The organism is Burkholderia sp. BCC1988, from assembly GCF_905339895.1.
Taxonomy (GTDB): domain Bacteria; phylum Pseudomonadota; class Gammaproteobacteria; order Burkholderiales; family Burkholderiaceae; genus Burkholderia.
Map to the genome: position 1 here is coordinate 72,932 of NZ_CAJPHA010000010.1, position 19,671 is coordinate 92,602.

The 19,671-nt window shown below is 66.2% G+C and carries 18 protein-coding genes; 9 read left to right on the forward strand and 9 right to left on the reverse strand.

Annotated features, from left to right (window positions below; genetic code table 11):
- Window positions 1-205 precede the first annotated feature (205 nt).
- Both U4012_RS16235 and U4012_RS16240 read left to right on the forward strand, forming a co-directional pair.
- Window positions 206-1,300: a PHB depolymerase family esterase gene (locus U4012_RS16235; RefSeq protein WP_124486435.1), complete on the forward strand. Its 1,095-nt coding sequence runs from the start codon at window positions 206-208 to the stop codon at window positions 1,298-1,300.
- 96 nt (window positions 1,301-1,396) lie between these two features.
- A complete protein-coding gene (locus U4012_RS16240; protein ID WP_006753395.1) occupies window positions 1,397-1,573 on the forward strand; it encodes a DUF3563 family protein in 177 nt (58 codons plus the stop codon).
- Window positions 1,574-1,681: 108 nt separating this feature from the next.
- On the opposite strand, the gene U4012_RS16245 is transcribed toward U4012_RS16240, so the two are convergent.
- From U4012_RS16245 to U4012_RS16265, 5 genes are all read right to left on the reverse strand, one after another.
- Complete coding sequence (locus U4012_RS16245; protein WP_040139352.1) at window positions 1,682-2,101, reverse strand: organic hydroperoxide resistance protein; 420 nt, start codon at window positions 2,099-2,101, stop codon at window positions 1,682-1,684.
- Between the two features lie 153 nt (window positions 2,102-2,254).
- The gene (locus U4012_RS16250) at window positions 2,255-2,707 is read right to left on the reverse strand and encodes a MarR family transcriptional regulator (protein WP_321799906.1); all 453 of its coding nucleotides are present in this window, start codon (window positions 2,705-2,707) and stop codon (window positions 2,255-2,257) included.
- Window positions 2,708-2,865: 158 nt separating this feature from the next.
- Complete coding sequence (locus U4012_RS16255) at window positions 2,866-3,675, reverse strand: BPSS1780 family membrane protein (RefSeq protein WP_124522658.1); 810 nt, start codon at window positions 3,673-3,675, stop codon at window positions 2,866-2,868.
- The gene (locus U4012_RS16260) at window positions 3,666-4,664 is read right to left on the reverse strand and encodes a homoserine kinase (protein WP_124667574.1); all 999 of its coding nucleotides are present in this window, start codon (window positions 4,662-4,664) and stop codon (window positions 3,666-3,668) included. The genes U4012_RS16255 and U4012_RS16260 overlap by 10 nt, the downstream gene beginning before the upstream one ends.
- 107 nt (window positions 4,665-4,771) lie before the next feature.
- Complete coding sequence (locus U4012_RS16265) at window positions 4,772-5,179, reverse strand: hypothetical protein (protein WP_321799910.1); 408 nt, start codon at window positions 5,177-5,179, stop codon at window positions 4,772-4,774.
- Between the two features lie 129 nt (window positions 5,180-5,308).
- Between U4012_RS16265 and U4012_RS16270 the strand changes: the two genes are divergently transcribed.
- A complete protein-coding gene (locus tag U4012_RS16270; protein WP_044845316.1) occupies window positions 5,309-6,835 on the forward strand; it encodes an AMP nucleosidase in 1,527 nt (508 codons plus the stop codon).
- Between the two features lie 119 nt (window positions 6,836-6,954).
- On the opposite strand, the gene U4012_RS16275 is transcribed toward U4012_RS16270, so the two are convergent.
- Together U4012_RS16275 and U4012_RS16280 are read right to left on the reverse strand one after the other, a co-directional pair.
- Window positions 6,955-7,245, reverse strand: coding sequence for a hypothetical protein (locus U4012_RS16275; RefSeq protein WP_044845263.1), 291 nt, complete (start codon window positions 7,243-7,245; stop codon window positions 6,955-6,957).
- A gap of 394 nt (window positions 7,246-7,639) precedes the next feature.
- Complete coding sequence (locus tag U4012_RS16280) at window positions 7,640-8,398, reverse strand: TIGR00730 family Rossman fold protein (RefSeq protein ID WP_044845264.1); 759 nt, start codon at window positions 8,396-8,398, stop codon at window positions 7,640-7,642.
- 1 nt (window position 8,399) lies between these two features.
- Here U4012_RS16280 and polA point away from each other — a divergent pair, with 1 nt between their 5' ends.
- The 3 genes from polA (at window position 8,400) to U4012_RS16295 (ending at window position 14,083) form a co-directional block, all read left to right on the forward strand.
- Window positions 8,400-11,153 carry a DNA polymerase I gene (gene polA / locus U4012_RS16285; RefSeq protein WP_124523276.1) on the forward strand — a complete coding sequence of 918 codons (2,754 nt, stop codon included), beginning with the start codon at window positions 8,400-8,402 and terminating at the stop codon, window positions 11,151-11,153.
- 280 nt (window positions 11,154-11,433) lie between these two features.
- A complete protein-coding gene (locus U4012_RS16290) occupies window positions 11,434-12,768 on the forward strand; it encodes an NAD(P)/FAD-dependent oxidoreductase (RefSeq protein WP_321799916.1) in 1,335 nt (444 codons plus the stop codon).
- A gap of 439 nt (window positions 12,769-13,207) precedes the next feature.
- The gene (locus tag U4012_RS16295; protein WP_321799918.1) at window positions 13,208-14,083 is read left to right on the forward strand and encodes a dienelactone hydrolase family protein; all 876 of its coding nucleotides are present in this window, start codon (window positions 13,208-13,210) and stop codon (window positions 14,081-14,083) included.
- A 49-nt stretch (window positions 14,084-14,132) separates the two neighbouring features.
- On the opposite strand, the gene U4012_RS16300 is transcribed toward U4012_RS16295, so the two are convergent.
- Together U4012_RS16300 and U4012_RS16305 are read right to left on the reverse strand one after the other, a co-directional pair.
- Entirely contained in the window at window positions 14,133-15,002 is an 870-nt protein-coding gene (locus tag U4012_RS16300; RefSeq protein WP_124486430.1) for a sulfurtransferase, read from the reverse strand.
- 116 nt (window positions 15,003-15,118) lie between these two features.
- Entirely contained in the window at window positions 15,119-16,225 is a 1,107-nt protein-coding gene (locus tag U4012_RS16305) for an aromatic ring-hydroxylating dioxygenase subunit alpha (RefSeq protein WP_321799921.1), read from the reverse strand.
- Between the two features lie 271 nt (window positions 16,226-16,496).
- Here U4012_RS16305 and U4012_RS16310 point away from each other — a divergent pair, with 271 nt between their 5' ends.
- From U4012_RS16310 to dxs, 3 genes are all read left to right on the forward strand, one after another.
- Window positions 16,497-16,790, forward strand: a complete 294-nt coding sequence (locus U4012_RS16310) for an exodeoxyribonuclease VII small subunit (RefSeq protein WP_044845270.1) — start codon at window positions 16,497-16,499, stop codon at window positions 16,788-16,790.
- Window positions 16,787-17,671: a polyprenyl synthetase family protein gene (locus U4012_RS16315; protein WP_044845271.1), complete on the forward strand. Its 885-nt coding sequence runs from the start codon at window positions 16,787-16,789 to the stop codon at window positions 17,669-17,671. Before U4012_RS16310 ends, U4012_RS16315 begins: the two co-directional genes overlap by 4 nt.
- 80 nt (window positions 17,672-17,751) lie before the next feature.
- On the forward strand, window positions 17,752-19,656 hold the full coding sequence (gene dxs, locus U4012_RS16320) for a 1-deoxy-D-xylulose-5-phosphate synthase (protein WP_044845272.1): 1,905 nt from the start codon (window positions 17,752-17,754) through the stop codon (window positions 19,654-19,656).
- Window positions 19,657-19,671: the final 15 nt, after the last annotated feature.

The window sequence follows — 19,671 nt, forward strand, 5'->3', positions numbered from 1 at the left end:
GCGCGAGCCGGGAAGAACGACTACAACGGATACAAGCGGCCAAACCCCAGTATAGCGCCGCGTGTGTTCGAGGCCCGTTTTTTGCGCCGAGGGGAACTCTCCGCGCGCAGGAAAAATCCCAGAAACAATGTTATGGTGCATTGCACAAAGTCGAATGATGCACCCCGTGTCGTATCCCTATTTTTCCTGACTGCGAGCCCGATTGATGACCAAAAGTCTGACGAAGGTATGGCTAGGCGGCATGAAACGAATGCTGTCTCCGGCCGCCAAACGCGCGGCGCGCGAGGCCCAGCGGATCGCGCGCGATACGCTCGAGGCCGCCGCATCGCCCGCCGCAACCGATTTGTCCCCGCCACGTGAGTCGCGCGTGCGGCCGCGCGCGGCCGCCTGGGCCGCCGGCGAGTGGACGCGCGGCGAGCATCCGATGGCGCCCGCGCTGGGCCGCCTGGTCCAGCAGCTCGCCTACGGCCTGTACGTTCCGCCTGGCCGGCGGCGCGGCGCGATACCGCTGGTCGTGATGCTGCACGGCTGCCAGCAATCGGTCGACGAGTTCGCGCAGGGCACCCGGATGAACCTGCTGGCCGACAAGTACGGTTTCGCGGTGCTGTATCCGGAGCAGTCGCTGCGGGCGCATGCGCACGGCTGCTGGCACTGGTATGAAGACACCGACCGCGCGGGCCGCGGCGAGGCGGATGCGGTCGCGTCGCTCGTCGATGCGCTCGTCGACGAGCACGGCTTCGATGCATCGCGCGTCTACGTCGCCGGGCTGTCGGCCGGCGCGGGCCTGGCGGCGCTGCTCGCACTGCATCACCCGGACCGCTTCGCGGCGGTCGCGCTGCATTCGGGCCCCGCGCTCGGCGAGGCGAATTCCGGGATCAGCGCGATGGACGTGATGCGGCGCGGCCTGCGGCAGAACCCGGCTGCGGTGGTCGACACGCTGGTCGACACCGGGGCCTATCCGGGCATGCCCGTGCTGATCGTGCAGGGCGACGGCGACCATGTCGTCGCGCCGAAGAATGCGGACCAGCTGACGGTGCAGTTCATGCGCCTGAACGGGCTCGCGGACAGCCGCGGCGCACTGCGCGGCGGCGAGCGGGTGGAAACGCGCGAGGCCGGCGCGCAGATCACCGACGTGCGTCGCGACGGCGAGTCGATCGTGCGGCTCTGTCACGTGAAGGGGCTCGATCATGCATGGTCGGGCGGCGACGAGGCGGTGCCGTTCCACGCGGCGGTCGGCCCCGATGCGAGCGCAATGATCTGGACCTTTTTCGAAGAGAATCGCCGCACTGTGGCGACCTGACGACGCACCTTCCGATCGACGCTGGCCAAAGGCTAGGGTTTTCCCTATAATTCGGGAAAACCCTAGTCAAAGAACCTTTGGATTGCGAGATCGACCATGTACCTGCTGAGCCACCTCTTCCTGATGCTGACCAAGAACGCTGAAAAGGCCGCGAAAGAGCGCGCCGACGCGTACCTTTCCGAAGCAACCGACATCTACGATCTCGAATTCCGCATGCGCAAGATCGATCGCGAAGCGGCGATGAACCGCCCGTTCTCGTTCGGCTCGCGTTAAGCAGCGCAGCGCGGGCCGGCATGTCAGCCGGTCCAGCGAATCACGCAAAAGGGCGTGTGCGGCAAGCAGCCGCACACGCCCTTTTTGCATTCAACGTCGTGCGTCGCGTCAGACGACCGTCAGGCGCACCGGCACGTTGTTGCGGGTCGCGTTCGAGTATGGGCACACGTGGTGCGCCTTGTCGACCAGCGCCTGCGCATCGGCCTTGTCGAGCCCCGGCAGCGACACGCGCAGTTCGATGTCGAGCCCGAAGCCGCCTGCGTCGTTCGGGCCGATGCCCACTTCCGCGGTCACTTGCGTGTCGGCCGGCAGCGTCTGCTTGTTCTGGCCCGCGACGAATTTCATCGCGCTGAGGAAACAGGCCGAGTAACCTGCGGCAAACAGCTGTTCCGGGTTCGTGCCCTCCGCGCCCGTGCCGCCGAGTTCGCGCGGCGCGGCCAGCTTCACTTCCAGCCTGTTGTCGGCGGATACCGCGCGGCCGTCGCGGCCGCCCGTGCTCGTGGCGCTGGTCTTGTACAGAATGTTCATGGTGCAGCTCCTGTCGGAAGAATGGGAGGAAGCGGTCCGGTCGGACGGGTGTCGCCGGCCACGAGGAAAATATAGAACACAAATGATTTGTGTGCAAATGAAATTTTTAAGAAAAGGCCCGGCAGTGCCGGGCCGTTTGCGATCGCGGGTTCGTCAGCCTTCGTTGGCGGCCGACAGCGCGTGGCGCAACTGCTGGAGATCCGCGCGCAGCCTGACCAGGAACTCGGGCGTTTGCTGCATCGCGCAAAAGAGATCGGCGGGCACCGAGCGCGCCTTGTCCTTCAGCGCGCGGCCTTCCGTCGTCAAGCGCACGTTGACGATGCGCTCGTCGGCGACGCTGCGCACGCGTTCGACGTAGCCGAGCGCCTCGAGCCGCTTCAGCAGCGGCGTGACGGTGGCCGGATCGAGGTCGAGGCGGGCGGCGATGTCCTTTACGGCGATGTCGTCGCGCTCCCACAGCACGAGCATCGCCAGATATTGGGGATAGGTCAGCGACAGCTTGTCGAGCAGCGGCTTGTACGCCTTCGTCATCGCATGCGATGTCGAGTAGAGCGCGAAGCACAGTTGCTCGTCGAGCGTCTGGGGCAGCGGGGGCAGGCGGTCCATGATTCGGGCGGCGCGGCGGACGCGCTAACGATTTGTACGCAAATTATTTTGCGCGCAAAAGATTCGGTTGAACAGGGTGGGGCGTGGCGCCGGGGATCCGCGCCGGGCCGGCCGGGAGGAGGGATGGACGGCCGGCGGCGGGCGCCGGCCGAACGGCGTCAGCGGCCGGTGGTGGGCGTCGCGGCGCCCGGTTCCTGCACGCCGAAGCAGCCGCGATAGGTCGCGTAGAACGAGCAGTACATCATCGTGACGATGAGGATCGTCACCGGCATCATGATCGTCAGCACATAGGCGCCGGCGCCGAGCGCCTGCAGCAGCAGCGACAGGCCGAACGACGTGCCGAGCGCGACGCCGAACCACAGCAGCCCGTACACGACGAATGCGCCGCGATTGCGCCAGCAGCTGACGATGCTGAAGAACAGCGCCTTGGCGGGCGGAATGTCGTGCCACGCGGTGAGCACCGGCGCGAACCAGAACAGCATCGCGACCGGCGCGTAGAGCAGCGTCGCCAGCAGCAGCGCGCCGAGCGTGCCTTGCGCGGCGAGCGTTTCCGGCGTCGGACTCGCGTCGTTCGTGGCGCCGAGCATCATCTGGAGCAGCCCGCCGCCGTCCACGAGGGACGACGCGGCGAACACCAGCACCATCAGCGCGACATAGACCACGCCGAGCACGAGCAGCCGCTGCGTCGTCGCGGTGCCGTACGAGCGGAAGCCGTCGATGAGGATCGTCGGCATCACCGGCTTGCCGGCCACCGTGTCGCGGCATGCCGCCATGAAGCCGACCGCGATGCCGGGGATGAACAGCAGCGGCAGCGCCGCGCCGATCACCGGCACCATCGACACCAGCGTGATCGCCAGCAGGTACGTGAAAAACAGCGTGATGAACGCGAGCGGGTTCCGGCGGAACAGCCAGATGCCTTGTCGGAACCAGACATAGCCCGCTTTCGCGGGCACTTCGATCAGTTGCATGCGGTATGGGTCTCGGGAAGCGCGGGCGTGTGGGCGATACGCTCACGCAGGATGCGTTCGAAATGACCGGGATCGTGCGGTTTGAGCATTTCGGCCGCGCGCGGCAGGTAGAAGTCGTACAGGCGCGACACCCAGAAGCGGTACGCGCCCGCGCGCAGCATGTCGCTCCAGTGGCGGCGTTCCTCGGCCGTGAACGGCCGGACCGTCTGGTAGGCGCGCACCAGCGCATCGGCGCGCGCGACGTCGAGCACGCCCGTCGCGAGGTCGACGCACCAGTCGTTGACGGTGACCGCGACGTCGAACAGCCATTTGTCGCAGCCCGCGAAATAGAAATCGAAGAAGCCGCCGAGCCGTACCTCATGACCGGTGCCGGGCGCCGCGTGCGCGAACAGCACGTTGTCGCGGAACAGGTCGCAGTGGCACGGGCCGCCCGGCAGCGCCGCGTAGTCGTCCGACGCGAAGAACGCGGCCTGGTGCGCGAGTTCGTCCTCGAGCAGCGTGCGCTGCGCGTCGGAAACGAACGGGACGATCGCCGGCACGTTTTCCTGCCACCACGGCAGGCTGCGCAGGTTCGGCTGGTGACGCGCATAGTCGCGCCCCGCGAGGTGCAGGCGCGCGAGCATCTGCCCGACCTCGATGCAGTGTTCGACCCCCGGCGCGAGTTCGGCGGCGCCGTCGAGCTTCGTGACGATCGCCGCCGGCTTGCCGTGCAGCTCGCCGAACAGTGCGCCGTCGTCGCGCGGGACCGGATCCGGCACCGGCACGCCGTGGCTCGCCAGATGGCGCATCAGGTCGAGGTAGAACGGCAGCTGTTCCGCCGTCAGCTTTTCGAAGATCGTCAGGACGTACTCGCCGCGTGTCGTCGTCAGGAAGAAGTTGCTGTTCTCGATGCCGGACGGAATGCCGCGGAACGCCAGCACGTCGCCCAGTTCGTAGTGGCGCATCCATTGCGCGAGATCGGAGTCGGAAACAGCGGTGAAAACGGCCATGCGAGATGCGTCTGGTCAGTTGTCGGCACGCGCGCGGCGTGCGGCGCGACAGGAGGTGAAGGGAATGCCGGCGCGCCGCGTCGGGACCGACGCGGCGCGGCAGGAAATCAGTAGCGCAGGTTGACCGACGGCAGGCGCGTGATCGGGACGCCCGCGTCGTGCGGCTTCGGCGACGTGTCGAGCGTCGAGCTCATCTGGTAGCGCGTGCCGAAGTTCGACTTCACGTCGATTTCGACCGGCTTGCCGCGATCGCGATACTCGGTGACCTCGGTGCCGCTCTTGCTCTTGGCATGGAAGCTCGGCGTGCGGCGGATGTCGGTGAAGTCGACTTTCGACGTGACTTCGGCGCCCGGCCGGTTGATCTTGCGGAGATCGGGCAGGCCGGCGGCCTCGTTGGCCTCGGCCCGGGCCTGCGCGTCGGCGTCGGGCGTGCCGCCGGCGGCGTAAGCGGCGCCGGCAGCGGCAAACGTGCCCGCGAACACGGCGGCAGCGGCGACGAGAATGAGCGGCTTCATGATGAGTCTCCAGTGAACCTTCCGATTTTAGCAAATACTGCGCGCGGCCCGGCCCTCGCGTGCAAGCGGGCGGCCATGAGCGTGACCGGGTTCCGTGGTAATGTCGTCCGATCAGACGAGGTGATGAAAATGAAGAACGATTTGAGCCGCCGGCATCGGGTGCTGACGCCCGAGAGTCCGCCCGTCGAAGCATTCGACGATTCCGTCGCCGCCGTCGCGCGGCTGTCGGCCATCTACGACACCAACACGGGCTTCCTGCGCGATGCCTTCGCGCGTTATCGCCGCCACGAACCGATCACCGAGCACGTGCGTGCGTGCTATCCGTTCGTGCGGATTCGTACCGACGTCAACACGCACGTCGATTCGCGCCGTTCGTACGGTTTCGTCGCGGGTCCCGGCGTGTTCGAGACGACCGTCACGCGCCCCGACCTGTTCGCGAACTACTATCGCGAGCAACTGCGCCTGCTGTCGAAGAATCACCATGTGAAGATCGAGATCGGCGTCTCGTCGCAGCCGATTCCGGTTCACTTCGCGTTTCCCGAAGGCATCCATCTCGAAGGCGAGCTCGACCGCGACCGCCTGCTCGCGATGCGCGACATCTTCGACACGCCCGACCTGTCGTACCTCGACGACCGCATCGTCAACGGCACGTTCGAGCCGGCGCCCGGCGAGCCGCATCCGCTCGCGCTGTTCACCGCCGCACGCGTCGACTTCTCGCTGCACCGGCTGCGTCACTACACGGCGACGTCGCCCACGCACTTCCAGAACTACGTGCTCTACACGAACTACCAGTTCTACATCGACGAATTCGTGAAGCTCGGCCGCACGATGATGACGGAGAGCGACGATCCCGAGGTGCGCGCGTACCGCAGCCAGTACAGCGCGTTCGTCGAGCCGGGCGACGTCATCACGTACAACGCGAACCTCGGCAGCGAGCCGGCCGAGGGCGCCGCGCCGCCGCGGCTGCCGCAGATGCCCGCGTATCACCTGAAGCGCGCGGACGGCAGCGGGATCACGATGGTCAACATCGGTGTCGGCCCGTCGAACGCGAAGACGATCACCGATCACATCGCGGTGCTGCGTCCGCACGCGTGGGTGATGCTCGGCCACTGCGCGGGCCTGCGCAACACGCAGCGCCTCGGCGACTACGTGCTCGCGCACGGTTACGTGCGCGAGGATCACGTGCTGGATGCGGACCTGCCGCTGTGGGTGCCGATCCCGGCGCTCGCCGAAGTGCAGCTCGCGCTCGAGCGCGGCGTGGCCGAGGTCACCCGTCTCGAAGGCGCCGAACTGAAGCGCGTGATGCGCACGGGCACGGTCGCGAGCGTCGACAACCGCAACTGGGAGCTGCGCGATCACCGCGAACCCGTGCAGCGGCTGTCGCAGAGCCGTGCGATCGCGCTCGACATGGAAAGCGCGACGATCGCCGCGAACGGGTTCCGGTTCCGCGTGCCGTACGGCACGCTGCTGTGCGTGTCCGACAAGCCGCTGCACGGCGAGCTGAAGCTGCCGGGCATGGCCGACACGTTCTATCGCGGGCAGGTCGACCAGCATCTGCAGATCGGCGTGAAGGCGATGGAGATCCTGCGCACGAACGGGCTCGACAAGCTGCATAGCCGGAAACTGCGAAGCTTCGCGGAAGTGGCGTTTCAGTGATGTGAACGCCGCGCAAGCCGCGGGCGTAACGACGAAGGCCGCACGCGAACTTTCGTTCACGTGCGGCCTTGTTCTTTGTCCTGCAGTGCGCGAGCCCGATCGAACCCGCACTCGGATGCTCAGCACTCGCCCTTCTTCGCGTGTCCCGGCGGGCAGTGGTAGCCGCCGTGACCATGATGGCGCTCGTGATCTTCCCACTCGCGGCGTTCCCAGTAGCGGCGGCCGTCCCAGTAACGATCGCCGTGCCAGCCGACGATGACCGCGGGAGCCGGTGCGACCACGACAGGCGCGGGCGCGACGACGACCGGCGCGGGCGTGCCGATGTTGACGTCGACGTTGACGGCGTGGGCGAGGCCGGACAGCGAAACACCGAGGCCGGCGAAGGCGAGGGCGATCAGCGAACGTTTCATGTTGTTTTCCGTGATGTCGTTGTCAAAAGGCCGGCGCGACGCGATGGACGCGAGGGGGGATCGTTCCACCGGGGGGACGCCACGCCGACAAGAGGCAGTGTGCGGGCGCCGCACGGAAAATGCGAGCGGCATTTGTTACGGCAGATTGACGTCAGGCCGGCCGGCTGGACCGATGGCAGGCAGCGTGATTTGACAATGGTCGGTGCCGGGCGTGGCACGCGTCGAATGCGTTGTGCGGCACCGCCCGCCCGAATTTGACATTCGACGGTGCGCGGCTGCGTTGCGGGATTAACGCGGCGTTACAAAATGACGCGCGGCAGGTGGCGGAATCGCCATGCCTGCCGCGCGGGAAGCGGGATGCCGGCCGTGAAGGCCGGCCATCGAGCCGATCGAATTACAGATAGAACATGCGGTCTTCTTCGGGCCGCGGCGGATGATCGTCGCCGTCCGCGCCTTCTTCCTCGCCGCTGTCCTCGTAGAACGCGAGCACGGCGTCGAGCACCTGGTCGGGATCGTCGATCACCTGCATCAGGTCCATGTCTTCCGGATTGATGAGGCCGTTCGGGATCAACTGGTCGCGGAACCATTGCAGCAGCCCCTGCCAGAACGTGCTGCCGACGAGAATGATCGGCACGAGGCGCGACTTCTTCGTCTGGATCAGCGTGAGCACTTCGGACAGTTCGTCGAGCGTGCCGAAGCCGCCCGGCATCACGATCACCGCGTCGGAGTTCTTCACGAACGTGACCTTGCGCGTGAAGAAGTGGCGGAAGCGCAGCGAAATGTCCTGGTAGTGGTTGCCGGCCTGCTCGTGCGGCAGCTCGATGTTCAGGCCGACCGACGGCGCCTTGCCGGCGTGCGCGCCCTTGTTCGCGGCTTCCATGATGCCGGGGCCGCCGCCGGAGATCACCGCGAAGCCGGCGTCGGACAGCTTGCGCGCGATCTGCACGGCCAACTTGTAGTGCGGCGTATCGGGCTTCAGACGGGCAGAACCGTAGATGCTGACGGCCGGGCGGATCTCCGACAGGTACTCGGTCGCCTCGATAAACTCTGCCATAATCGTGAACATCTGCCACGATGCGCGCGCCTTCTTGGCCGTCGCGCGTTCTTGATCTGCGAGCGAACGCAGACTCGGAATCACTTTTCTCTTGTTCATAATGCCTGAAGAACGAAATCTGGAAGGTAAGACCCTGCTATTGGTTGACGGTTCGAGCTATCTGTATCGGGCTTACCATGCGATGCCTGATTTGCGTGGCCCTGGCGGGGAGCCGACCGGAGCGCTCTACGGAATCATCAACATGCTGCGTCGTATGCGCAAGGAAGTCAGTGCAGAGTATAGCGCTTGCGTGTTCGATGCAAAGGGCAAGACGTTCCGCGACGACCTTTATGCCGACTATAAGGCAAACCGTCCGTCGATGCCGCCCGATCTTGCATTGCAGGTCGAACCGATTCACGGCGCCGTGCGCGCGCTCGGCTGGCCGCTGCTGATGGTCGAGGGCGTCGAGGCCGACGACGTGATCGGCACGCTCGCGCGCGAAGCCGAACGGCACGGGATGAACGTGATCGTATCGACCGGCGACAAGGACCTCGCGCAACTCGTCACCGATCACGTCACGCTCGTCAACACGATGACCAACGAGACGCTCGATCGCGACGGCGTGGTCGCGAAGTTCGGCGTGCCGCCCGAGCGGATCATCGACTACCTCGCGCTGATCGGCGACACCGTCGACAACGTGCCCGGCGTCGAGAAGTGCGGGCCGAAGACGGCCGTGAAGTGGCTGTCGCAATACGACAGCCTCGACGGCGTGATCGAACACGCAGGCGAGATCAAGGGGGTGGTCGGCGACAACCTGCGTCGCGCGCTCGACTTCCTGCCGCTCGGCCGCAAGCTCGTGACCGTCGACACGGCCTGCGATCTCGCGCCGCATCTCGAATCGATCGAAGCGTCGCTGAAGAGCGACGGCGAAGCACGCGACCTGCTGCGCGACATCTTCGCGCGCTACGGCTTCAAGACGTGGCTGCGCGAAGTCGACAGCGCGCCCGCCGAAGGCGGCGGCGCCGATGCGCCGGAAGGTGACCCCGCCCCGGTGGTGGCCGCAGACATCGTCCGCGAGTACGACACGATCCAGACCTGGGAGCAGTTCGACGCATGGTTCGCGAAGATCGACGCGGCCGCGCTGACCGCGTTCGACACCGAAACCACGTCGCTCGACCCGATGACCGCGCGGCTCGTCGGCCTGTCGTTCTCGGTCGAGCCGGGCAAGGCCGCATATCTTCCGGTCGCGCATCGCGGTCCCGACCTGCCCGAGCAACTGCCGATCGACGACGTGCTCGCGCGCCTGAAGCCGTGGCTCGAATCGGCCGACCGCAAGAAGGTCGGCCAGCACCTGAAGTACGACGCGCAGGTGCTCGCGAACTACGACATCGCGCTGAACGGCATCGAGCACGACACGCTGCTCGAATCGTACGTGCTCGAATCGCACCGCACGCACGACATGGACAGCCTCGCGCTGCGTCATCTGGGCGTCAAGACGATCAAGTACGAAGACGTGGCCGGCAAGGGCGCGAAGCAGATCGGCTTCGACGAAGTGGCGCTCGAGCAGGCTGCGGCGTATGCGGCCGAGGATGCGGACATCACGCTGCAGTTGCATCAGGCGCTGTATCCGCAGGTCGCGCGCGAAGCGGGCCTCGAGCGCGTGTATCGCGAGATCGAGATGCCGGTGTCGCTCGTGCTGCGCAAGATGGAGCGCACCGGCGTGCTGATCGACGACGCACGCCTGCAGGCGCAAAGCAGCGAGATCGCGACGCGGCTCATCGAGCTCGAGGGCCAGGCGTACGAACTGGCGGGCGGCGAGTTCAATCTCGGCTCGCCGAAGCAGATCGGGCAGATCTTCTTCGAGAAGCTGCAGTTGCCGGTCGTGAAGAAGACGCCGAGCGGCGCACCGTCGACCGACGAGGAAGTGCTGCAGAAGCTCGCCGAGGATTACCCGCTGCCGAAGCTGCTGCTCGAGCATCGCGGGCTGTCGAAGCTGAAGTCGACCTACACCGACAAGCTGCCGCGCATGGTGAATCCCGCAACGGGCCGCGTGCACACGAACTATGCGCAGGCGGTCGCGGTCACGGGCCGTCTCGCGTCGAACGACCCCAATCTTCAGAACATTCCGGTGCGCACGGCCGAAGGCCGGCGGATCCGCGAGGCGTTCATCGCATCGCCGGGGCATCGCATCGTGTCGGCCGACTATTCGCAGATCGAACTGCGGATCATGGCGCACATTTCCGGCGACGCGTCGCTGCTGCGCGCGTTCTCGCAGGGCGAGGACATCCACCGCGCAACCGCCGCCGAAGTGTTCGGCGTGACGCCGCTGGAGGTCAATTCCGACCAGCGCCGGATCGCGAAGGTGATCAACTTCGGGCTCATCTACGGGATGAGCGCGTTCGGCCTCGCGTCGAACCTCGGCATCACGCGCGATGCGGCGAAGCTCTACATCGACCGCTATTTCGCGCGCTACCCGGGCGTCGCGCAGTACATGGAAAACACGCGCGCGGTGGCGAAGGAGAAGGGCTACGTCGAAACCGTTTTCGGCCGCCGCCTGTGGCTGCCGGAGATCAACGGCGGCAACGGCCCGCGCCGTCAGGCCGCCGAGCGCGCCGCCATCAACGCACCGATGCAGGGCACGGCGGCCGACCTGATCAAGCTGTCGATGATCGCGGTGGACGACTGGCTCACGCGCGACCGGCTCGCGTCGCGGATGATCATGCAGGTGCACGACGAACTGGTGCTCGAGGTGCCCGACGCAGAACTGTCGCTCGTGCGCGAGAAGCTGCCGGAAATGATGTGCGGCGTGGCGAAGCTGAAGGTGCCGCTGGTCGCCGAAGTGGGCGCCGGCGCGAACTGGGAAGAGGCACACTGACGCACCCCCGTGCGATTCCCGTTTCCCGCGGCATATTGTTGCAGGGATGCTGAATATCGAGATGGTTTGCTTGTGGTCAACGCGCAAGCTCCCGGACAATGCAAGTCAGTCAGGTCATTGTCGCGGGGGCAGCGCGCCCCGTGTTCCGGCATCGGACGCATCGAAGTGTTTCGAACTGCACATCGATGATGTCCGAACCGGTTAATCCAACGGGCGGCGCGAACGCATCGCGTCTGCCTCGTGCGGCGGCAGCAGTTTCGAATCGCAAAGGGGGAATCAGATGCATCGGATCATCATCGTAGGCGGCGGCGCAGGCGGCCTGGAACTGGCGACGCGGCTCGGCGACCGTTACGGCGCGCGCGGCAATCGTCCCGCACGTGCGCTCGTCACGCTCGTCGACCGCAATCCGACCCACATCTGGAAGCCGTTGCTGCACGAGGTCGCGGCCGGCAGCATGGACCCGTTCACGCAGGAGCTCGAATACGCGGCGCAGGCGCGCTGGCATGGCTTCGAGTTTCAGCAGGGCGAACTGACCGCGCTCGACCGCGCGGCGAAGCGCATCACGCTGTCGCCCGTCAACGACAGCGACGGCGCGGAGCTGCTGCCGGCACGCGACCTGGAATACGACACGCTCGTGATCGCGATCGGCAGCACGACGCACTTCTTCGGCGTGCAGGGCGCGGCCGAAAACGCGATCGCGCTCGATACGGTCGGCGAGGCCGAGCGCTTCCGCAAGCGCCTGATCGCCGCGTGCATGCGCGCCGAGCATCAGGCGCCGGCGCAGCCCGCGCCCGGGGCGGCGGCCGAACCGCGCATCCAGGTCGTGATCGTCGGTGGCGGCGCGACGGGCGTCGAGTTGTCCGCCGAGCTGCGCAATACCGCGCAGGTGCTGTCCGTCTACGGGCTGCACAAGCTCGACCCGCAGCACGACGTCGGCATCGTGCTGATCGAATCGGGGCCGCGGATTCTGCCCGCGCTGCAGGAGCGCGTATCGACGGCAACGGCCGAGCTGCTCGAAAAGCTCGGTGTGCGCTTGATGCTCGCCGAGCGCGTGACCGAAGTCGCGCCGGGTTTCGTGCACACCGCGAGCGGCAAGACGGTGCGTGCGGATCTCACGGTCTGGGCGGCCGGCATCAAGGCGCCGTCCGTGCTGTCGAATCTCGACGGCCTGCAGGTCAACAAGCTCGGCCAGCTCGACGTGCGCCGTACGCTGCAGACCTTCACCGACGACAACGTATTCGCGCTCGGCGATTGCGCGGCCTGCGTATGGCCCGGCAACGAGCGCAACGTGCCGCCGCGCGCGCAGGCGGCGCACCAGCAGGCGAGCTTCCTGCTGAAGGCGATCGGTTGCCGGCTCGACGGGCGTTCGCTGCCGGAATTCACGTATCGCGATTTCGGATCGCTCGTGTCGCTCGGTCATTTCAGCGCGGTCGGCAACCTGATGGGCGGGCTGATCGGCGGCAACATGCTGATCGAAGGGTTGTTCGCGCGCTTCATGTACATGTCGCTGTACCGGCTGCACATCGCGGCGCTGCACGGCTATCCGCGCATGATGCTCGATACGGTCGCGCACTGGCTGCGCCGCACGACGCTGCCGCGCGTCAAGCTGCACTGACGCGGCCGCACGTTCGTGCGCCGGGCGGGCAGGGAATGCGCATCGCGCGCATTTCCTGCCCGTTGTCGTTTCAAGTGCAGGGTGGTCGTGCGTTCGCGTGCCGGGCCTGATTATTGCGCATCTGTATTGCGCGTCGTTTCGTGCCGATCCGCAAGCATTCGAGCGCGCGAAGGCGCTTGCCGCATATGCGCCGCGGATGAACTCGCCGGGCCGGACCGCGGTTATCGATACCGTGACGGACGCCCGCCGGATTACGCCTTCGTAATCGAGTCTTACACATCTGACAGTTGACGTGACAACGGATTATTGGGCATCTTGTGCGGGTTTCCGCTTGCGGCGGAGTGTCAACCGCCGCGACATCCGCGCCGTCCGCCGGCGCGATGCCCCGTCAGGTCCAAGCCATGACCGTGACGGCGGCGCCCAATCGAGGAGTGCATTCATGTTGAAACCCGAAGTCGACAGCCTGGTTCCCCGTGTTCCGTTCTCGCGCCGCAAGTTCATGCAGGCTGCGCTGGGCGGCACCTTCGCGGCGGCCGTGCTGCCCGTGTCGGCGCAGACGATCACGACCGACAGCGCCGGGCTGGACGTCGACACCATCGAGATCCGCTCGGGCGACGCGAGCATCCCCGCGTATCGCGCGCAGCCGGCCGGCAAGACGAACCTGCCGGTCGTCATCGTGATCCACGAGGTCTTCGGCGTGCATGCGCATATCGCCGACGTCTGCCGCCGCTTCGCGAAGCTCGGCTATCTCGCGATCGCGCCCGACCTGTTCGCGCGCCAGGGCGACGTGTCGAAGTATCCGACCATCCAGGCGCTCGTCGACAACATCGTCAACAAGGTGCCGGACCGTCAGGTCACCGAGGATCTCGATGCGACCGTCGCGTGGGCCGGCAAGAATGGCGGCGACCTGTCGCGTCTCGGCGTGACGGGGTTCTGCTGGGGCGGCCGCCAGGCGTGGCTGTATGCGGAGCACAATCCGCACGTGCTGGCGGCCGTCGCGTGGTACGGGTTCGTTGAAGGCAAGACCGACGAGATGACACCGTTCAATCCGGTCGATCATGCGTCGTTGCTGAAGGTGCCGGTGCTCGGGCTGTACGGCGAGAAGGATACGAACATCACGCAGGCGGCACTCGCGAACATGCGCAAGGCGATCCAGGCGAGCGATTCGAAGCTCGCGCGCCAATCGGAGATCGTCGTCTATCCGGATGCCGGTCATGCGTTCTTCGCGGATTACCGGCCGAGTTACGTGAAGGGCGATGCCGAGGACGGCTGGAAGCGCGCGATCGAGTGGTTCCACAAGTACGGCGTAATGTAAGCGACGAGGCGGCAGATGCCGTCGCCTCGTCGACGTGTCGCGCCGGTGCTTACGGGTTCGGGCCGGTCGCGATCGGCCGCGACGGATCGGCGCTCCATTCGCTCCACGAGCCCGGGTACAGCGACGCACCGTGGAGCCCGGCGATCTCGAGCGCGAGTGCGTTGTGGCACGCGGTCACGCCGGATCCGCATTGCAGGATCGCGTTGTTCGGTTCGGTGCCGGCCAGCAGCGCGGTGAACGTCTCGCGCAGTTCGTGGCCGGTCTTGAAGCGGCCGTCGGCGGCCAGGTTGTCCTTGAAGAACCGGTTGCGTGCGCCGGGAATATGGCCGCCGACACGATCGATCGTTTCGTTTTCGCCGCGATAGCGATCCGGCGCGCGCGCATCGATCACGACGCGCTGGGCCGACGTGACGTTCGCGAGCACGGCCGCCGCGTCGACCGTCGATTCGAGCGGGGCTGCCGCGCGGAAGTCGCCGGCGGCCGGGTGCGGCACGTCGGCGGTCAGCGGCTGGCCGGCTGCTTCCCATGCCTGCAGGCCGCCGTCGAGCACCGCGACGGAGTCGTGCCCGAGCCAGCGCAGCAGCCACCACAGGCGCGCCGCATAGGCGCCGCCGTGTGCATCATAGGCGACGACCTGCTGGCCCTGCTTGACGCCGCGGCTGGCGAGCAGCGTTGCGAGCGCGTCGCGGGTCGGCAGCGGATGGCGGCCGTTGGTGCCGGTCTTGCGGCCGGACAGGTCGCGGTCGAGATGGAGATACTGTGCGCCCGCGATATGGCCGGCTGCGTAGGCGGCTTCGCCTGCGCCCGGATCGGCGAGATCGAAGCGGCAGTCGAACACGGCAACGCTGCCCGGCGCCGCGGCCAGGCGCTCGGCGAGATTGGTTGCTGAGATGAGCGTGGTGTAGTGGGTATGTGGCATGACGGCTCCCTGGAGTGCAAACGGCCTGATACTCCAAGTCTAAACAAAAAAAGACGGGCCGGAACCCGTCTTTTCATATGCCGAATGCCGTGCGGCGCGCAAGCGCCGCGTGCAGGTCAGAGATCGCCGAGGTGGCGGCGCAGGAACTCGTGGAAGTGCTGCATGCCGTCTTCCATCGGGCTCTGGTACGGGCCGATCTGCGATTCGCCGCGCGCCATCAGTGCACGGCGGCCTGCGTCCATCCGCATCGCGATTTCGTCGTCCTCGATGGCCGTCTCCATATAGGCGGCGCGCTCGGCCTCGACGAACTCGCGCTCGAACAGCGCGATTTCCTCGGGGTAGTAGAACTCGACGATGTTGGTCGTCTTCTGCGGGCCGCGCGGAATCAGCCACGACACGACGAGCACGTGCGGATACCACTCGATCATCAGGCCCGGGTAGTAGACCATCCAGATCGCGCCGAACTCCGGCGGCACGCCGTTGCGGAACTTGAGCACCTGCTCGTGCCACGTCTTGTAGGTCGCGCTGCCCGGTTTCGCGAGCGCGTTGTGCACGCCGACCGTCTGCACGCTGTACCAGTCGCCGAACTCCCATTTGAGATCGTCGCACGACACGAAGCTGCCGAGGCCCGGGTGGAACGGGACGACGTGGTAATCCTCGAGGTAGACCTCGATGAACGTCTTCCAGTTGTAATCGCACTCGTGCACTTCGACGTGATCGAAGTGATACTCGGAGAAGTCGAAGTGATGCTTCGTGCCGAGGTTCGCGAGATCGCGCGCGACGTTGCGGCCTTCGGCCTCGAACAGCAGCCCCTGCCAGTTCTGCAGCGGGCTCTTGCCGAGGTTCAGGCACGGCTTGTCGGGGAAGTGCGGCGCGCCGAGCAGCTGGCCTTCCAGATCGTACGTCCAGCGGTGCAGCGGACACACGATGTTCTGCGTGTGGCCGCGCCCGTTCAGCATGATCGCCTGCCGGTGGCGGCACACGTTCGACAGCAGTTCGATCTGGTTCGCCGGGTTGCGGACCAGCACGCGGCCTTCCTTCTCGGACGGCAGCGCAAAATAATCCCCCGCCTCGGGCACCATCAACTCGTGCCCGACGTAACGAGGTCCTTTCTTGAAGAGGGTCTCGATCTCGCGCTCGAGCAGCGCCTCATCGAAGTATGCAGTGACTGGAAGCTGGCTGTGAGCCGACTTCAACTGAAGCGCATCGCTCAGATTGGACATTCCCACTCCCGGTGTTAGCGTGAAAGCAGTGAACAACCCAACCATCGAAAAATCGATTTAGGGAAACGCGGAATTATACCCGGTTCGCCTCGCAAGGCTAGGATTAAGTGCCTGATTTGTGTCAATTTTTTGTCCGGCGGCGATCGGGTGGCGCACAATGTGTGTCGAAGAAGGGGCCCGAATGCGTGCCCGGGTGCCCAAGTCGGCAGGTCGGAAAATTCTCTTTTGCCGTAGAATGTCCGACTTGTTTTGAAATTTGACACCCTCGTCCATGGCGAAAACCGCATCCCAAGGCGCCACCCCGCCCGGCAATGGCACCGAACCGTTGCCGGACAACTATGAAACGGCGCTCGCGGAACTCGAGACGCTGGTTGCCCGGATGGAAGGCGGCACGTTGAGCCTCGAGGATTCGCTCGCTGCGTATCGCCGCGGTGCGACTCTCGTTGCGTTTTGCCAACAGCAGCTCGAGAAAGTGGAGCAGCAGGTTCGCGTGCTCGACGGCGCGACGCTGAAGCCGCTTTCGTCCGGAACGGCCGCCACGGACGGCGAAGACGACGATCTATGACATTCGAACAATGGATGCGGTCCGTGCTCGACCGTGTCGAGGACGCACTCGGCCACTATTTGCCGGCTGACAACGTGGTGCCCACGCAACTCCACGAAGCGATGCGCTACGCGGTCCTCGGCGGCGGCAAACGCGTTCGCCCGCTGCTGTGCCATGCAGCAGGCGAACTGACCGGCGCGACGGAAGCGGCGCGCAACGCGGCAGCGGCGGCGCTGGAGATGATCCACGTCTACTCGCTCGTGCACGACGACATGCCGTGCATGGACGACGACGCGCTGCGACGCGGCAAGCCGACCGTGCACGTGCAGTACGACGAGCCGACGGCGCTGCTGGTCGGCGATGCGCTGCAGTCGCAGGCTTTCGTCGCGCTGACCGACGCCGCCGCGCTGTCGCCGGTGCAGCAGGCCGCGCTGGTGCGCGAGCTGGCGCTGGCGAGCGGCTCGATCGGCATGGCCGGCGGGCAGGCGATCGACCTGGCGAGCGTCGGCCTCAAGCTGACGCGCGAGCAGCTCGAGACGATGCACCGGATGAAGACGGGCGCGCTGTTGCGCGCGGCCGTGCGGATGGGCGCGCTGGCGGGCGACACGCCGTCGGCGGAGGCGATGGCCGCGCTCGACGTCTACGCGGGGGCCGTGGGTCTGGCCTTCCAGGTCGTCGACGACATTCTCGACGTCACGACCGATTCGGCGACGCTCGGCAAGACGGCCGGCAAGGATGCGGCGAACGACAAGCCGACCTACGTATCGATCCTCGGCCTCGACGCGTCGCGTGAGCTCGCAGCCCAGCTGCGCGCCGAAGCGCATGATGCGCTGAAACCGTTCGGCGCACGCGCACAGCGTCTCGCCGAACTTGCCGACCTGGTGGTGAACCGGGTCAGCTGACGCGAAGCCCGCCGCTGCGCACACGCTACGGTGCGTGCAATAGAATGCGGGCGCGTTTGATTTCCTACAATGGAACGACGATGTACGACTTGCTGAAAACCATCGACGACCCGGCGGATCTGCGCCGCCTCGATCGTCGCCAACTCCAACCGCTCGCGGATGAACTGCGCGCGTTCGTGCTCGACAGCGTGTCGAAGACGGGCGGCCATCTGTCGTCCAACCTCGGGACGGTCGAGCTGACGATCGCGTTGCACTACGTGTTCAACACGCCGAACGACCGGATCGTCTGGGACGTGGGTCACCAGACCTACCCGCACAAGATCCTGACGGGCCGCCGCGACCAGATGCATTCGCTGCGCCAGTACGACGGCATCTCGGGTTTCCCGCGCCGCAGCGAGTCGGAATACGACACGTTCGGCACCGCGCACTCGAGCACGTCGATCTCGGCGGCGCTCGGGATGGCGATCGGCAGCCAGCTGAACGGCGACGACCGCTTCTCGATCGCGGTGATCGGCGACGGCGCAATGACGGCCGGCATGGCGTTCGAGGCGATGAACAACGCGGGCGTGTCGGAGGATGCGAAGCTGCTCGTGATCCTCAACGACAACGACATGTCGATTTCGCCGCCGGTCGGCGCGCTGAACCGCCATCTCGCGCGCCTGATGTCGGGCCGCTTCTACGCGGCCGCGCGTGCGGGCGTCGAGCGCGTGCTGAGCGTGGCGCCGCCGGTGCTCGAACTCGCGCGCAAGCTCGAGGAGCACGCGAAGGGCATGGTCGTGCCGGCCACGCTGTTCGAGGAGTTCGGCTTCAACTACATCGGCCCGATCGACGGTCACGATCTCGATTCGCTGATCCCGACGCTGCAGAACATCCGCGAACTGCGCGGCCCGCAATTCCTGCACGTGGTGACGAAGAAAGGCCAGGGCTACAAGCTCGCCGAAGCGGATCCCGTGCTCTATCACGGCCCCGGCAAGTTCAACCCGGCGGAAGGCATCAAGCCGTCGGCCACGCCCGCGAAAAAGACTTATACGCAAGTATTCGGCGAATGGCTGTGCGATGAAGCCGAGCGCGATACGCGCGTCGTCGGCATCACGCCCGCGATGCGCGAAGGCTCGGGCATGGTCGAGTTCGAGAAGCGTTTCAAGGATCGCTACTACGACGTCGGCATCGCCGAGCAGCACGCGGTGACGTTCGCGGGCGGTCTCGCGACCGAAGGGCTGAAGCCCGTCGTCGCGATCTACTCGACGTTCCTGCAGCGTGCGTACGACCAGCTGATCCACGACGTCGCGCTGCAGAACCTGCCGGTCGTGTTCGCGATCGACCGCGCGGGCCTCGTCGGCGCCGACGGCGCGACGCATGCGGGCGCATACGATCTCGCGTTCATGCGCTGCATCCCGAACATGACGATCATGGCCGCGTCCGACGAGGACGAGTGCCGCCAGATGCTGCACACGGCGCTGCAGCAGCCGAACCCGACCGCGGTGCGCTATCCGCGCGGCGCGGGCACCGGCGTGCCGACGGTGAAGGAATTCACCGAGATCCCGCTCGGCAAGGGTGAAGTGCGTCGCCGTACGTCGCAGCCGGAAGGCAAGCGCGTCGCGATCCTCGCGTTCGGCACGATGGTCGCGCCGTCGCTCGCGGCGGGCGAGGAGCTCGACGCCACGGTCGCGAACATGCGTTTCGTGAAGCCGGTCGATGCGGCGCTCGTGCGTGAACTCGCCGAGACGCACGACTATCTCGTCACGGTCGAGGAAGGCTGCGTGATGGGCGGTGCGGGCTCGGCCTGCGTCGAAGCCCTGATGGAGAGTGGGGTTATCCGACCCGTAATACAATTGGGCCTCCCTGACCAGTTCATCGATCATGGCGATCCCGCGAAGCTGCTGTCGCAATGCGGCCTCGACGGCGCGGGCATCGCGAAATCGATTCGCGAACGCTTCCTGAGCCCGGCGGCGGATGTCGCCGATCAGGCGAAGCGCGTCGCATAAGCTGGCGCCGCCTGC